Genomic DNA, 15304 nt, shown 5'->3' with positions numbered 1-15304 from the left:
GACCCCGTGCGGGTTCCGGCTACTCAGCGGGCGGGCTCAGCGGGCGGTCCGGGTGTGGACGTACTCCACCAGGCGGGTGAGGGCGTCCGGGTCGGTGCTGGGCAGCACGCCGTGGCCGAGGTTGAAGACATGGCCCTCCAGGCCCCGGGCCGCCTCCAGCACCTCGTCGGTCTTGGCCTCGACGGCCTGGCGCGGGGCGAAGAGCACGGCCGGGTCGAGGTTGCCCTGCAGCGCCTTGCCGGGGCCGACCCGCCGGGCCGCCTCGTCCAGCGGCACCCGCCAGTCCACGCCGACGACGTCCGCGCCCGCCTCGCCGAGCAGCCCCAGCAGCTCGCCGGTGCCGACGCCGTAGTGGATGCGCGGCACCCCGTATCCGGCCACGGCGTCGAAGACCTTCGTGGAGGCGGGCATCACGCGGGCCCGGTAGTCCGCGGGGGACAGGGCGCCGACCCAGGAGTCGAAGAGCTGGACGGCGGAGGCGCCCGCCTCGATCTGCACCTTCAGGAACGCGGCGGCGATGTCGGCGAGCCGGTCGAGCAGTTCGGCCCACAGCTCGGGGTCGCCGTACATGAGCGCCTTGGTGCGCTCGTGGTTGCGCGAGGGGCCGCCCTCGATGAGATAGCTGGCGAGCGTGAAGGGCGCGCCGGCGAAGCCGATCAGCGGGGTGGCGCCGAGCTCCCCGGTGAGCATCCCGACGGCCTCGGTGACGTACTTCACATCGTCCGGGTCCAGCGGGTGCAGCCGGTCCAGGTCCGCACGGGTACGGATGGGGTCCGCGATGACCGGGCCGACGCCGGGCTTGATGTCGAGGTCGAGCCCGATGGCCTTCAGCGGGACCACGATGTCGCTGAAATAGATCGCCGCGTCCACATGGTGGCGACGAACCGGCTGCAGCGTGATCTCGGTGATCAGGTCCGGCCGCGTACAAGAATCGAGCATCGCGATGCCCTCGCGGACCTTGTGGTACTCCGGCAGCGAGCGGCCGGCCTGCCGCATGAACCACACCGGAGTATGCGAAACCGACTCACGTCGACAGGCGCGCAGGAAGGCCGAGTCGGCCGTGGCGCTCGCCGCGGTGCGGCCGGTCTGCTGCTGGCCCGAGGGCCGCTCGTTGGCGCTCATGACCCAAATCTTCGCACGGGCCGAACGAGTGACCCGCCAACCCGGGTGTTCTTCCCCGGTTGAGGCCCCCGATGCGCCTAGTCTTCCGGGCATGGCAGCGGTTCAAGGACACCTCTCGAACGGTGCTGATGGCGCCGGGAGCGCCGACGGGGCGGACGCGGCGGACGGGGAAGGGGCCCCGGCCGTCTTCCGGCATGCCGTGGCCGGGCTGTGTGCCGTACGGCCGCGGCCCGAGGTGGAGCTCTCCCCGACCCCGCCGCCACGGCGGCTCGCGCCGTTCTCGTACGCGCTCGAGGCGGCCGTCACCGCGGACCCGGCGGATTCGGGGGGCGATGACGAGGAGCTGGCCGAGGGGCGGCTGATCCTGCTGCACGACCCGGCCGGGCACGACTCCTGGTGCGGTACGTTCCGCCTGGTCACCCTGGTGCACGCGGATCTGGAGCCGGAGATGGCGGCGGATCCGCTGCTGCCCGAGGTGTGCTGGTCGTGGCTGACCGGCGCGCTGGAGGCGCGCGGGGTCGAGTACCGGCAGCCGAGCGGCACGGTGACCCGGGCGAGCTCGCACTACTTCGGCGGGATCGGGGAGCGCGAGCCGTCGACCCGGATCGAGATCCGCGCCTCCTGGACGCCGGCGGAGCCGCCCGCGGCGGAACCCGCCCTGGGCGAGCACCGGCGGCCGGAGCGGCCCTTCGCCGCGGGCGACGGACCGGCCGGGGTGCCCGACACCGGCGCGCACCTGGCCGCCTGGTGCGATCTGCTGTGCCAGATCGCGGGGCTCCCGCCGGTCGGCGCGGCCGAGGCGGGCGTCGTATCGCTGCCGCAGCGGCGCGGCCCTCAGCCCCGCTGAGCGCGGCGGCGGGCACCCGGCCGCCGAGCCCTCGCTCGCCGAGCATTCGCCGAGCACCTGCTGCCGCGCACGAGCCGAGCGTTCGCCGCGCACGAGCCGAGCGCCCGGCGAGCGCCCGGCGGGCATCTGCCGCGCACCCGGCGAGTGCGCGGCGGGCGCTCGCTGATCAGACCTGATCGATCAGTCGTCCTAATTGCCCGAATTGTTACTCACCAAATCGTGATCATTCCCTAAAGCCGGACCGTATCGGTGCCGAAGGACGTGGTGACCCGTCCCACCACTTCCCCCAGGAGGCCTGGTGTCTGTTCTCCTCGAGCAACCTTCCAGCCTGGTCGCCTATCGCCCGAACAAGCCGACGGCCATGGTCGTCGTCGCCGACCCCCGCGTCCGTTCCACCGTCACCCGTCACCTGTGGGCCCTCGGGGTGCGCGACGTCATCGAGGCGTCGTCCATCGCGGAGGCCCGTCCCCGTATCGGCAACCCCCGCGACATCTGCGTCGCCGATGTCCATCTCCCCGACGGCTCCGGCCTCACCCTGCTGTCCGAGACCCGCGCCGCGGGCTGGCCGAACGGGCTGGCCCTCTCCGCCGCCGACGACATCGGCGCCGTACGCAACGCCCTGGCCGGCGGCGTCAAGGGCTACGTCGTCACCGGCACCCGCACCAACCTGGGCATCCCGGGCCGCCCCGGCGCCGCTCCCCTCGGCGCCGCCGCCCGGATGCACCGCCGCCCGCCGGGCGCCCCCGGACATCCGGGCGGCTACCGCGAGCTGTCGGGACGCGAGGTCGAGGTGCTGAGGCTGGTTGCGGAGGGCCAGTCCAACAAAGCCATCGGCGTCTCGATGGGCCTGTCCGCCCTCACCGTCAAGAGTCACCTCGCCCGTATCGCCCGCAAGCTGGGCACCGGCGACCGGGCCGGAATGGTCGCGGTCGCGCTGCGTACCGGGATCATCCACTGAGCCCCGTCCCACCCGTCCTCTGAGCCCGCACAGACCCCACACAGAGCCCGTACAGACCCCGTACACACCCCGTACAGCCCCTGCCTCCCGCCCATGCCACCACCGTCCATCCACCGCCCGGCGCCCGTCGACGGAACGTTCCGTCGGCGGGCGCCCTGCGTACCCGCTGTACACAGCTACCCTTGACAGGTGACCGACGCCCAAGAGACCGCAGCAGAGACGACACTGCGAACCACCGGGGGCGCTCCCCCGGACGACCTCCCCTCGGCGCCGGTCCCCTTGCTGGAGCCACGTGAGGGCATTCCGCCCGTCACCGCCGACCCGGACGCGCTCGCCGAGGTCATCACCGCCTTCGCCGAGGGCCACGGCCCGGTAGCCGTGGACGCCGAGCGCGCCTCCGGCTACCGCTACGGCCAGCGGGCCTATCTCGTCCAGCTGCGCCGCGCCGGCGCGGGGACCGCCCTGATCGACCCTGTCGGCTGCCCCGACCTGTCCGGCCTGGGCGACGCCATCGCCGACGCCGAATGGGTGCTGCACGCCGCCACCCAGGACCTGCCCTGTCTGCGTGACATAGGCATGCTCCCCGGCCGCCTCTTCGACACCGAACTGGCGGGCCGGCTGGCCGGGTTCGCCCGGGTGGGCCTCGGCGCCATGGTCGAGAACATCCTCGGGTACGCCCTGGAGAAGGGCCACTCCGCCGTCGACTGGTCCACCCGCCCGCTGCCCGACCCGTGGCTGCACTACGCCGCGCTCGACGTCGAGCTGCTGGTGGACCTGCGCGACGCGCTGGAGGAGGAGCTGACGCGGCAGGGCAAGCTGGACTGGGCCCACCAGGAGTTCGCCGCCATCGCCGCGGCCCCGCCCGCCCCGCCCCGCAAGGACCCCTGGCGGCGTACGTCGGGCATGCACAAGGTCCGGCGGCGCCGGCAGATGGCCGTGGTGCGCGAGCTGTGGACGGCCCGGGACAAGATCGCGCAGCGCCGCGACGTCTCGCCGGGCAAGGTGCTGGGCGACGCGGCCATCATCGAGGCCGCGCTGGCCCTGCCGACCACCGCGCGCGCCCTGGGCGCGCTGGGCGGCTTCGGCCACCGCATGGGCCGCCGCCAGCTGGAGCAGTGGCAGTCCGCGGTGGACCGCGCGCGGGCCCTGCCGGAGTCGGAACTCCCCCAGCCGGGCCAGCCGGTGGCCGGCCCGCCGCCCCCGCGCGCCTGGGCCGACAAGGACCCGGCCGCGGCGGCCCGCCTCTCGGCGGCCCGTACGGCGGTGACCGGCCTGGCCGAGCGGCTGAATCTGCCGCAGGAGAACCTGATCGCCCCGGACACGGTGCGCCGGCTGTGCTGGGAGCCCCCGGCCGAGGTGACCGCCGAGTCCGTCGCGGAGGTCCTGCACGGCTACGGCGCCCGCCCCTGGCAGATCGAGCAGACCACCCCGATCCTCCTGGCGGCCCTGGACAGGACGGTTTAAGGCAGGTTCAAGGCGACGCGCGGGGACGGGGCGCGGACGGGAAGGGCGAATTCCCGGGTGTGACGTTCACCCCTCCCGGAGCGGGGGCTGGGCACCATGGTTACTCATAAGTAGCATGAGGTCATGGCGCGCCCCTTGCCGGGCGTGCCCGCAGCAGTGCCACCCCGCGCACCTGGAGGAGAGCCAACGTGCCTCGTACCGCTAGGGACGTCGTCTTCGTCGACGGCGTCCGGACCCCGTTCGGCAAGGCGGGTCCCAAGGGCATCTACCACGAGACCCGCGCCGACGACCTGGTCGTCAAGTGCATCCGGGAGCTGCTGCGCCGCAACCCGGACCTGCCGCCGGAGCGCATCGACGAGGTGGCCGTGGCCGCGACCACGCAGATCGGCGACCAGGGCCTGACCATCGGCCGCACCGCGGGCATCCTGGCCGGGCTGCCCCAGTCGGTGCCCGGCTACGCCATCGACCGGATGTGTGCCGGTGCGATGACCGCCGTGACGACGACCGCCGGTTCGATCGCCTTCGGCGCGTACGACATCGTCGTCGCGGCCGGCGTGGAGCACATGGGCCGCCACCCGATGGGCGAGGGCGTCGACCCGAACCCGCGGTTCGTCTCGGAGAAGCTGGTCGACGAGTCGGCCCTGTTCATGGGCATGACGGCGGAGAACCTCCACGACCGGCTGCCGCACATCACCAAGCAGCGCGCCGACGAGTACGCGGTGCGCAGCCAGGAGAAGGCCGCCAAGGCGTACGCCAACGGCAAGATCCAGCCGGACCTGGTGCCGATCTCGGTGCGGCGCACCAGCCCTGAGGGCGGCGAGCTGGGCTGGGGCCTGGCGACCGCGGACGAGCCGATGCGCCCCGGCACCACGCTGGAGGGCCTGGCCACGCTGAAGACCCCGTTCCGCCCGCACGGCCGGATCACCGCGGGCAACTCCGCGGGGCTCAACGACGGCGCGACCGCCTCGCTGGTCGCCGCCGAGGACGTGGCCCGGGAGCTGGGCCTGCCGGTGAAGATGCGGCTGGTCAGCTACGCCTTCGCGGGCGTCGAGCCGGAGGTGATGGGCTACGGCCCGATCCCGTCGACCAAGAAGGCGCTCGCCAAGGCGGGGCTGACGATCGAGGACATCGGCCTCTTCGAGATCAACGAGGCCTTCGCCGTACAGGTCCTGTCCTTCCTGGACCACTACGGCATCGACGACGACGATCCGCGCGTCAACCAGTACGGCGGCGCGATCGCGTTCGGGCACCCGCTCGCCTCCTCCGGGGTGCGGCTGATGACGCAGCTGGCCCGGCAGTTCGAGGAGCAGCCCGAGGTCCGCTACGGCATCACCACCATGTGCATCGGCTTCGGCATGGGCGGCACCGTGATCTGGGAGAACCCGCACTTCGAGGGGAACAAGTGAGCGGCATGACCACTACCGAAGAGCTTCTGCGGGGAGCGGCCGAGCTGTTCCCGGACGAGGTCGTGACGCAGGCGTACGTCCGCCATCTGGACCTGCCGCAAGGGGCCGGCCGGTTCGCCCTGATCACCCTCGACAACGGTCTTGACCACACCAAGCCCACCACCTTCGGCCCGGCCTCGCTGGCGAATCTGAACGCCGCGCTCGACCAGGTCGAGAAGGAGGCCACCGAGGGCGAGATCGTCGGCGTCGGTGTCACCGGCAAGCCGTTCATCTTCGCCGTCGGCGCCGACCTCAAGGGCGTCGAGCTGCTGAAGCGCCATGAGGACGCGCTGGCCATCGGCAAGGGCGGCCACGACGTCTTCAGGCGGCTGGCGGACCTGGCCGTGCCCACCTTCGCGTACTACAACGGCGCGGCGATGGGCGGCGGCGTCGAGGTCGGACTGCACTGCTCCTACCGCACCGTCTCGGCCGCGCTGCCCGCCTTCTCGCTGCCCGAGGTCTTCCTCGGCCTGGTCCCCGGCTGGGGCGGCTGCACCCTGCTGCCGAACCTGATCGGCGCCGACCGCGCGGTCACGGTGATCATCGAGAACTCGCTCAACCAGAACCGGCAGCTCAAGGGCAAGCAGGTCTACGAGCTCGGGATCGCCGACGCGATCTTCGAGGGCGCGGACTTCCTGGAGCAGTCGCTGATCTGGACCGCGTCCGTGCTCAGCGGCCAGACCGAGGTCGTACGCCCCGACGTGGACCGCGGCGAGGCATGGGACGCGGCCGTCGAGCGCGGCCGGGCCATCGCCGACAGCAAGGTGCACGGGGCGGCCCCGGCCGCGTACCGGGCGCTGGACATCATCGCCGCCGCGAAGAACGGCGATCTGGGCCAGGGCTTCGACTCCGAGGACGGCGCCCTCGCCGACCTGATCATGGGCGGCGAGCTGCGCAGCGGCATCTACGCCTTCAACCTGGTCCAGAAGCGCGCCAAGCGCCCGGCCGGCGCCCCGGACAAGTCCCTGGCCCGCCCGGTCTCCAAGGTGGGCGTGGTCGGCGCGGGCCTGATGGCCTCGCAGCTGGCGCTGCTGTTCGCGCGCCGCCTGGAGGTGCCGGTCGTGCTGACCGACATCGACCAGGAGCGGGTCGACAAGGGTGTGGGCTATGTCCACGACGAGATCGACAAGCTGCTGCTCAAGGGCCGTCTCAACCAGGACAAGGCCAACCGCCTCAAGGCAGCGGTGACCGGCTCGCTCGACAAGGCCGCGGCCTTCTCCGACGCCGACTTCGTCATCGAGGCCGTCTTCGAGGAGATGGGCGTCAAGCAGCAGGTGTTCGCCGAGGTCGAGGCGGTGGTGCCGGAGCACGCCATCCTGGCCACCAACACCTCCTCGCTGTCGGTGAGCGAGATGGCGGCCAAGCTTCAGCACCCCGAGCGGGTCGTCGGCTTCCACTTCTTCAACCCGGTCGCGATCCTGCCGCTGCTGGAGATCGTCCGCGGCGAGAAGACCGACGACGCCTCGCTGGCCACCGCCTTCGGCGTGGCCAAGAAGCTGAAGAAGACGGCCGTCCTGGTCAAGGACGCCCCGGCGTTCGTCGTCAACCGGATCCTGACCCGCTTCATGGGCGAGATCCAGAACGTCATCGACGAGGGCACCCCGGTCGACGTCGCCGAGCGCGCCGTCGAGCCGCTGGGCCTGCCGATGTCCCCGCTGGTGCTGCTGGAGCTGGTCGGCCCGGCGATCGGCCTGCATGTCTCGGAGACCCTGCACCGGGCGTTCCCGGACCGGTTCACGGTCTCGGAGAACCTGCGGCGCGTGGTCGAGGCGGGCAAGCGCGGCTTCTACGTCCATGACTCCGGGAAGCCGGAGCTGGACCCGGAGGTCGCCGCGCTGCTGGAGCAGGGCGACTCGGTCCTGACGGAGGAGCAGGTGCGCACGCGCGTCCTGGACGTGGTCGCGCAAGAGATCGGCCTCATGCTGGACGAGGGCGTCGTCGCCGAGGCGCAGGACATCGACCTGTGCCTGATCACCGGCGCCGGCTGGCCCTTCCATCTGGGCGGCATCACGCCGTACCTGGACCGCGAGGGCGTCTCGGAGCGGGTGATCGGCCGCCGCTTCCTGGCCCCGGGCGTGGCGAGCGTCCCGGCGTAACGCGTCGTTCCCCGAGTGCCGGACGGGCTGCCTGCCCGTCCGGCACTCGCGCGTTCACCCTCCTGTGGTGGGGAAGGCGCCGATGTACTGGCGAGCGGCGGGGGTGGCCTGGGCGGCGGTGAGTTGGTTCAGCCAGTCCGCCCGGGTGCTCGGTGAGTGGTCGCCGTCCAGGATGGCCACGGCCAGCGCCGGTGGGGTCACGCCCTGGGCCCAGAGCTCCTGCCACTGCTCGTGGCTCAGCGACAGATGTCGCAGCCGTTGCAGGCCGCCGAGCACGGTGATGTCCCGGACCGTGGCCTGCGACAGGTCGAGGCCGTTCAGCCGGCCGGCCCTCAGCAGCGGTGTGAGGTCCACCGCATGAGGCGCCTTCAGCGTCAGGGTCCGCAGGGTGGCGTGGCCGGCCAGCGGAGAGAGGTCGAGCGCGCGCAGGTCCAGGTCCAGCGTTCTGACGGGGACGTCGTTCAGCGGCGCCAGGTCGGCGGAACCGCAGAACAGGCGGGCCTCGCGCAGCAGCGGGGCGTTGCGGACGGCCGCGAGATCGAGGTCGCCGTTGGCCCTGGCGTCAAGGGTCAGGGTGCGTTCGCCGATGTCGCCGTAGCCCAGGGTGCCGCGCGCATGGCACGCGCCGCCATGGTCGTCCTCCCGCCCCATGCCCGCCAGATCGATCGTCAGCCAGCCGTCCTCGTCGGTGAAGCGGCCCTGCCGCAGCGCCTCGACGTGCCCGCGCAGCAGTGAGGTCACGGAGTCGGCGACGTACTCGGCGTACGGGCGGCGGGTGCCGATCCGGATGACCTGGCCCGGCCGTCCGTTCTCCGCGGGATCCAGGTCGACCGCGAGATAGTCGAGGCTGCTGCCGTACGCGAACGGGATCCAGCCCGGACGGTCGTGCGAGCGGCGCACGGCGGCGTGCGGACCGCTGTCGGAGACGGCCCCGTCGATCCAGGTGTTCTGGTGGATGTCCACCGTCCACCAGCGGTTGACCAGGTGGTCCTCCAGCGCCGAAACGGTGAACCACTCGAAGCCGTCCAGGAGCCCGAGGTCGCCGTCTCCGTCGGCGACGTCGTACAGCGCGCGCAGGTCCGCCGGGAGTGCCATGCCGTACTCCCGCGCCAGCCAGGCGAGACGGTCCGCGCGTTCGGGGTCGGGGGCGGGCAGCGTCTCCTCGGCGCCGGTGATCCCGGCGCGCAGACCGAGGTAGTCGTGCAGCAGGCGGCGGGCCTCGGCGGGATCACCGGCCTCGGTCGGGTCGTCCGGGCCCCCGGGCACGTCGCCCGGGTCGCCGCAGGGGCCACCGGGCCTGCCGAGCACATGGACGATCTGGTTCCGGCGGTGGCTGCCGCGGACGCCCGGGGCGGTGAGCGCTTCGAACCAGCCCGCGGCGTGGACGTCCAGTTCAACGGTCGTGGGCTCGTCCGGCAGGGACCGCTCCAGGGCGTAGAGAAGCGGGCGGACGGCCTTCGGGTCCACCTTGAGATCGAGTTCTCTGCCCTGTGCCGAGGTGTACGAGACGTCGGTCCTGCCCTCCTCGTCGCCGCCGACGGACGTGATGAGGCGGGCGCGCCGCCAGTCATTCGCCCCCTTCGTCCCCTGGGACGCGACGGCGGTGGCGAGCCGTCGCAGGGACTCCGTCACCTCGGCCTCCTGACCGTTGTCCGCGGCGCGCGCGGAGGTCAGGGACGCGAAGCGCTCATGGTCCCGCAGCCCGGCCAGATCCGGGTCGGGAAGGATCTCCCCGGCGAGCGACGGCCGGAGCCGGATCGCCTCGTCCAGCGCGTCGAATGCCCCCTCGGCGTCGCCGAGCAGCGTGCGCGCATAGCCCAGGTAGTAGTGCAGGGTGGCGTCGCCGGGGTGGCGGGCGACGGCGTCGGCGAGGACGCCGGCCGCGTCGGCGGTGCGTCCTCGTTTGGCGAGCGCCAGCCCCCGTACGCCCCATCCGTACGGGTCGTCCGGGTCCTCCAGCATGGCCCGCTCCCATGCCTCCAGCGCGCGCTCCGCATCGCCGCCGAGCTGGTGGATGGTCCCCTGCAGACAGCGGGCGAGGCCGGTGACGCCGCCTCCGGCCGCCGCGGCCCGGTCCAGCGCGGCCAGGGCCTCACCCGTGTCCACGCTCCTGAGCAGCCAGGCGCGCCACAGCTCCGGAACCGCCGGATCCGCCCCGGCGGCCAGCGCACGGTCCAGGGCGGTGAGCGTGAGGTGCGGGAAGTCCGCGTCGAGGGCGGCGAAGGCGGCGTCCAGCCAGCGTGTGCCGTCGTGGGGCGCGGCGAGCGCGGCGGCGGACGCCTGCGGCAGCGGGGCGGACGCCGGGCGGGGCAGCCGCTCCTTGTGGAACCCGGAGGTGCGGAGGGGAACCCCGAACCTCCCGGTGAACACCGCCGTGCGCACGAGCAGGGGCAGCAGCACCTTGTCGGTGAGCGTGCGCCCGGTCACGGCGGTCGGCAGACCGGCGATGACGTCGAGCAGTTCGTCGAGCCGGTCGACCGGGCCGTCGAAGAATCCCGCGGGGTCGGCGGCCCCCATGACATCGAGCACATAGTCTGCCGAGAAGCTTCGGCCCGCACCGCGTATCTCCAGGCGCAGGGTTTCCGGCGCGCCGTCGTCCTCGGCGGGTTCGAGGGTGCAGTGCCACGTGGTCCCGTTCGCGTCCGTACGCGCCATGGCCCTTCTGGCGGACTTCGTCCATCCCGTCGGCGCCAGCGCCTCTCGCAACCGCTTCTCGCGCCGCGTCCGCTCGTCCGTCACCGCGTATCCCCCTCGTCGCTGTGGTCGCTCGGTGCTCCGATGGGCTGGACCCTAGCGAGTTCGGGCGTGCGCGTCTCAGAGCTGGTCGGCCCAGACGAGACGGCTGTTGGCCTGGATGTGCAGCGTCGGTGAGTGCTCCCGGTATCCCCACGCTGAGGCGCTCGGCTCGGCCACCCAGGCCCTGGCCTGGAATGCCTGGGCGGCGACGATGGGGGCGGCGCAGCCTTCGAGCGGGCTGGTCACGGTGGCACCGGCCGGGACGGTGACGTTGTGCGCGGTGCCCCACGGCGCGGGGCAGTCGTGCTGGGACCCGGCCTGGACGTAGGCGATCCTGGCCTTCACCGTGGCCGCCCGGGTCGAGGAGTTGCTGAACTGGACGACGAAGGACAGGGAGTCCTTGCCGACTTTGGTGCAGGGCCGCCATGACACGGCGCCCACCGCCCGCACAGGTCCGCAGCGGTGATTGCCTTTCAGGCCCGCCATCTGCGTGACGTCCCCGCCGCCCGATGCCCCGTCTCCTTCCGAGGCGCCGCTGCGCAGCGCCATGGTGCCGGTGATCAGCCCCACGGCGATCGCCGTCGCCACGGCGAATTGCCATCCTCGCCGCTTCCGCGGTGGCTCCACCGGCGTGTCGGGAAGTGGATGCGTCTCGTCGAGAATGGTGTGTGTCGCGGCGGTGGTGGCTGGCGCGAGGCCGGCGAGGACCTCATCCCGCCAACCGGGACCGGCCGTCTCTTTCAGCCGCCGCGCGAGATCCGCGATTTCGACGCCGATCTTCGGCAGCTCTTCAGCGCTGTGCGGCGCCTTCGGCAACAACGCCCGCGCGATGGCTTCGCAGTCCTCCTGGCTCGGCAGCCGGTTCTTCTTGCTGCCGGGCAGCAATTGATCGCGGCCTTTGAGCCAGTACGACAGCAGAGGCAGATCGATTCTCTTACGGCTCCGACCGGCGCGCTCGAACTCCAGGCGCTCTCTCTCCAGTTCCGCGACCAGACCGGCGCGGGTGGGGCGCCGCGCGGTGTCGGTCACCTGGCCGACCGCGGCCGCCCATGCGTCGAGGGCCTGGACCAGAGCGTGCGCCAAGTCCCTGAAGAGCTCGGTCGGTTCCTCCATGAAATCCCCCTCGGTGAATGCCGTTAACGATAGAACAGCGCTTCATCACAGGCCAACCGGAGGCGGCCGAAGCAGTTCCGGTTGCAGCGCAACGCCAGAACCAGCAGGTCAGAGCGGTGCACATGGCAGTGCAACGAGCCACCCCGTTGCACCGCGTGCCTACCCTCCAAGGCCGGTGCACGGTGGTCTCCGGCGGCGCGGTTCGCTCCGCCGACCACCCCGGACCCGAACGGAAGGACCTCCACCATGTGCCGGCGATGCAAGGGCGACGGGAAGTGCACAACCTGCGGCGGCTCCGGATACCGCGGCGTATGGAAATGCGACAGCTGCCGCGGCAGCGGCGACTGCAAGGCCTGCGACGGCCGCGGCTAGTCCATCCCGAAAACCTGGAGCATTTCATGATCTACGAAGACGCCCTGCTGGAAAAGCTCGTCCGCCGGGCCGACGAAGGGGACTGCGAAGCCCCGCTCCCCATCACCATCATGGTGGGCGGCGTCATCATTACCGGCGCCATTCTCCCCCGGGACGAATGGCTCAGGCAGCACATGAGTCTGCTGTCCGAGAAGAGTTCGCTGACCGAATTCGCCAAGGATTTCGCCGAGGACATGCTGCGTCATGAGCCCGAGACCACCCACATCCATCTGACCTGGGCGCGGATCGTCACCGGTGGCCCCGCCGTCCCCATCGACGACTACGGCCTTCTGCGGGTGCCGCTGTCCGAGGTGGGCGCCTGGACCATCGGCGACCTCAACCCCATCGGCTGAGGTAGCCCGCCTCATTCCCCGGCCCGCCCCCACGCCCGTAGCGCCAGCCCCGGTTCGTCCGTCTTCTGGCGGGCCACCAGCAGCGCGCCGTCGCCCGCGAGGGCGGCGAGTACGACCAGGCCCAGGCCGTCCAGGGCCAGCGCGGGCCATCCGGTGCCGGGCCGGCCCGAAGGCGTCCACCACACCCCCGCCGCCTCGTCCTCGGTGGGGTGTGCCGCGACGCCGAGACGTCCGCTCTTGGCGTCGCGGTGGGCCAGCACCGTGCAGTCGTGGCCGTCCACGGTCGTACGGATCACCGCGACCGGCCCGGTGCCCGACTCCCCGCCCAGCGGCGCCGCCTCGTCCGCGCCGGGCCGCCAGGCCAGCACGCCGCGTCCCTCCGCGTCGCGCCAGTAGTGCGTGACCGTGTCGCGGCCACTGGGGAGGGCGGCGGCGGAGGCGGCCTCGGGGTGGGCGGGGATGTCGTCGGCGCGCTCGTACGCGGCGCCGGCCTCGGGCTGGTACCAGCGCAGCGCGCCGCGACCCGCCGGGGCGAGCAGTTCGACGCGCCCGTCGGCGGTCGCGGCCGCGGACAGCCCGTCCAGTACGTCGGCGCCCTTGAGGTCGGTCCACCCGCCCCATTTGCCCTTGCCGTCCTGCCGCCGCGCGCTGACCCCGCGCCCGGCGTTGCGCACGAAGACGTGCACGGCCCCCGAGGAGTCCACAGCCGCCGCCGGAGCTCCGGTGCGCTGTGCCTTACCCCGGTCCTTGGGGTGCGGGGTGCCGAGGGAGTGCCAGGCCGTCAGGGGCCTTCCGGTCTGGAACTGGGTGGCGTGGACGATGTCCACGTCCGGCCCGTCGCCGCCACCCTGCCGGTGCCGCAGCCCCAGCAGATGGGCGTAGCCGTCGGCGCCCTGGGCCACCGTCAGCGCGGTCAGGCCCGGCACCTCGATCAGCCGCGGCCCGGTCCACCGCGGGCCCCCTGGCCGCTCCTCGGTCCAGCGGGCGATGCCGCCCGCCACCGGTGCGTAGGCCGTGAGCCTGCCGTCCTTGCCGCGGAGCAACCGCAACGCCATGGCCCGCTGCAACCCTTCCCTGACGTCGTTCCCCCTGGGTGAGCCTGGGTGGGCCTCCACGAGGTCCACGAGGCTTGCGCGTCACCCCTGCTGACGCGGTGCCACCCATAGTATTTTGCCTCCCTTATGGAAGGTCTTGTCGTCGTGGACGCGGCGAATGTCATCGGTTCGGTGCCCGACGGCTGGTGGCGGGACCGGCGCGGCGCGGCCGAGCGGCTGCGGGACCGGCTCGCCGCCCTCGCCGAGAGCGGGCTGCCGCCCCGTCCTGGGGTCCCGGAGTGGGCCGGGCGGCCGCCCGTGGAGATCGTGCTCGTGGTCGAGGGCGCCGCGCGCGATGTGGCACCCGTGCCGGGGGTGCGGGTGGAGCGGGCGCCGGGCAACGGGGACGACCGGATCGTGGAGGTGGTGGCGGCCCGCGAGCCGGGACGGCCGTGTCTGGTGGTGACCGCCGACCGGGAGCTGCGGACGCGGGTACGGGCGCTGGGGGCCGAGGTCACGGGCCCGCGCTCGGTCCGCCCCGCCGACTGAGCGGCCCGCCGGCCCCACGTACTCTTAGGCAAGCCTTGGCTAAGAGTACGAAAGAGAGAAGGGGCGAATGTCGGGAGTCGCGCGCCGCCGCGTCGGCTGGATATCCGCGGCGGCGCTGCTGCTCCTGGCCACCGTGGTGCTCAGCCTCGCGGTCGGCAGCCGCCAGATCGCCATCGGCGAGGTGTACGACGCCCTGCTGCACGGCGGCACGAGCGACAACGCCCAAGTCGTACGGTCCCTGCGGGTGCCACGGACCGTCATCGGCGTCATGGTCGGGGTGGCCCTCGCCGTGGCCGGCACCGTACTTCAGGGGATCACCCGCAACCCGATCGCCGAGCCCGGCATCCTGGGCATCAGCCAGGGGGCCTCGCTGGGCGTGGTCTGCGCGATCGCGTTCTTCGGGGTGCACACGCTGAACGGGTACGTCTGGTTCGCCTTCGCGGGCGCGGCGCTCGCGGCGGTGTGCGTGTACGCGGTGGCCAGCAGCGGGCGCGGGGGCGCGTCGCCGGTCAAACTCGCCCTGGCCGGTGCCGCGATGAACGCGTTCATCGCCTCGGTGGTCTCGGCGATCGTCACCACCAACGCCCGGGTCCTGGACGAGTTCCGGTTCTGGGACGTGGGCTCGCTCGGCGGGCGTGACGCCACGATCGCCGGCCAGACCTGGCCGTTCCTGGCCGCCGGGCTGCTGCTGGTGCTGGCGATGGCCCGCGGGCTCGACGCACTCGCCCTCGGCGACGACGTCGCGCGCGGGCTCGGCCGCAATGTCGCGCTGCTGCGGATGGCGGGCACCGTGGGCGCGACCGTGCTGACCGGTGTCGCGGTCGCCGCCGCGGGCCCGATCGCCTTCACCGGCCTGGCCGTTCCGCATATCGCGCGCGCCCTCGTCGGCACCGGCCACCGCTGGCTGCTGCCGATGGCCGCGCTGCTCGGCCCGGTGATGATCCTCACCTCGGATGTCATCGGCCGTATCGTCTTCCCGCCCTCGGAGGTGCCGGTGTCCGTGATGACCGCCCTGGCGGGCGTGCCGTTCCTGATCGCCCTGGTTCGCAGGAAGGCGGTGCCAGTATGAGCGTGTCTTGGCGCGCTGCGCGGGCTGGACTGAGGAGCCGCGCAGCGACGGAGGAGCGAGCAGTGACGATGGAAGCCCGCGCGTGGAAGCGCGCCAAGACTGAGCGG

At 72.6% G+C, this 15304-nt stretch carries 12 protein-coding genes; 8 read left to right on the top strand and 4 right to left on the bottom strand.

What is annotated here, in order from left to right:
* Positions 1 to 36: 36 nt before the first annotated feature.
* Positions 37 to 1122: a uroporphyrinogen decarboxylase gene (gene hemE / locus ACFV2X_RS26190; protein WP_385620673.1), complete on the bottom strand. Its 1086-nt coding sequence runs from the start codon at positions 1120 to 1122 to the stop codon at positions 37 to 39.
* Between the two features lie 91 nt (positions 1123 to 1213).
* Here hemE and ACFV2X_RS26185 point away from each other — a divergent pair, with 91 nt between their 5' ends.
* The 5 genes from ACFV2X_RS26185 (at position 1214) to ACFV2X_RS26165 (ending at position 7932) form a co-directional block, all read left to right on the top strand.
* Positions 1214 to 1969 carry a DUF3000 domain-containing protein gene (locus tag ACFV2X_RS26185; RefSeq protein ID WP_089508743.1) on the top strand — a complete coding sequence of 252 codons (756 nt, stop codon included), beginning with the start codon at positions 1214 to 1216 and terminating at the stop codon, positions 1967 to 1969.
* Positions 1970 to 2267: 298 nt separating this feature from the next.
* Positions 2268 to 2927, top strand: coding sequence for a response regulator transcription factor (locus ACFV2X_RS26180; protein WP_014175686.1), 660 nt, complete (start codon positions 2268 to 2270; stop codon positions 2925 to 2927).
* A gap of 189 nt (positions 2928 to 3116) precedes the next feature.
* Positions 3117 to 4391, top strand: a complete 1275-nt coding sequence (locus tag ACFV2X_RS26175; protein WP_385620669.1) for an HRDC domain-containing protein — start codon at positions 3117 to 3119, stop codon at positions 4389 to 4391.
* A 188-nt stretch (positions 4392 to 4579) separates the two neighbouring features.
* A complete protein-coding gene (locus ACFV2X_RS26170; RefSeq protein WP_358633152.1) occupies positions 4580 to 5797 on the top strand; it encodes an acetyl-CoA C-acyltransferase in 1218 nt (405 codons plus the stop codon).
* A 5-nt stretch (positions 5798 to 5802) separates the two neighbouring features.
* Positions 5803 to 7932: a 3-hydroxyacyl-CoA dehydrogenase NAD-binding domain-containing protein gene (locus tag ACFV2X_RS26165; RefSeq protein ID WP_385620666.1), complete on the top strand. Its 2130-nt coding sequence runs from the start codon at positions 5803 to 5805 to the stop codon at positions 7930 to 7932.
* Between the two features lie 54 nt (positions 7933 to 7986).
* Here the strand turns inward: ACFV2X_RS26165 and ACFV2X_RS26160 are convergent, their stop codons facing one another.
* Both ACFV2X_RS26160 and ACFV2X_RS26155 read right to left on the bottom strand, forming a co-directional pair.
* Positions 7987 to 10671: a TPR end-of-group domain-containing protein gene (locus ACFV2X_RS26160; protein WP_385620663.1), complete on the bottom strand. Its 2685-nt coding sequence runs from the start codon at positions 10669 to 10671 to the stop codon at positions 7987 to 7989.
* Positions 10672 to 10746: 75 nt separating this feature from the next.
* On the bottom strand, positions 10747 to 11781 hold the full coding sequence (locus tag ACFV2X_RS26155) for a hypothetical protein (RefSeq protein WP_385620661.1): 1035 nt from the start codon (positions 11779 to 11781) through the stop codon (positions 10747 to 10749).
* Positions 11782 to 12179: 398 nt separating this feature from the next.
* Here ACFV2X_RS26155 and ACFV2X_RS26150 point away from each other — a divergent pair, with 398 nt between their 5' ends.
* Entirely contained in the window at positions 12180 to 12545 is a 366-nt protein-coding gene (locus ACFV2X_RS26150) for a hypothetical protein (RefSeq protein WP_385620658.1), read from the top strand.
* A gap of 11 nt (positions 12546 to 12556) precedes the next feature.
* Here ACFV2X_RS26150 and ACFV2X_RS26145 read toward each other — a convergent pair whose 3' ends face one another.
* The gene (locus ACFV2X_RS26145) at positions 12557 to 13600 is read right to left on the bottom strand and encodes a hypothetical protein (RefSeq protein ID WP_385620656.1); all 1044 of its coding nucleotides are present in this window, start codon (positions 13598 to 13600) and stop codon (positions 12557 to 12559) included.
* 126 nt (positions 13601 to 13726) lie between these two features.
* Here ACFV2X_RS26145 and ACFV2X_RS26140 point away from each other — a divergent pair, with 126 nt between their 5' ends.
* Positions 13727 to 14128: an NTP pyrophosphohydrolase gene (locus ACFV2X_RS26140; RefSeq protein WP_385620653.1), complete on the top strand. Its 402-nt coding sequence runs from the start codon at positions 13727 to 13729 to the stop codon at positions 14126 to 14128.
* Between the two features lie 67 nt (positions 14129 to 14195).
* A complete protein-coding gene (locus ACFV2X_RS26135) occupies positions 14196 to 15197 on the top strand; it encodes a FecCD family ABC transporter permease (RefSeq protein WP_385620651.1) in 1002 nt (333 codons plus the stop codon).
* Positions 15198 to 15304: the final 107 nt, after the last annotated feature.

The organism is Streptomyces sp. NPDC059679 (genome assembly GCF_042734105.1).
Lineage (GTDB): Bacteria > Actinomycetota > Actinomycetes > Streptomycetales > Streptomycetaceae > Streptomyces.
The sequence above is the reverse complement of the archived record's forward strand: the minus strand, read 5'-3'. Positions and strand labels throughout refer to the sequence as shown.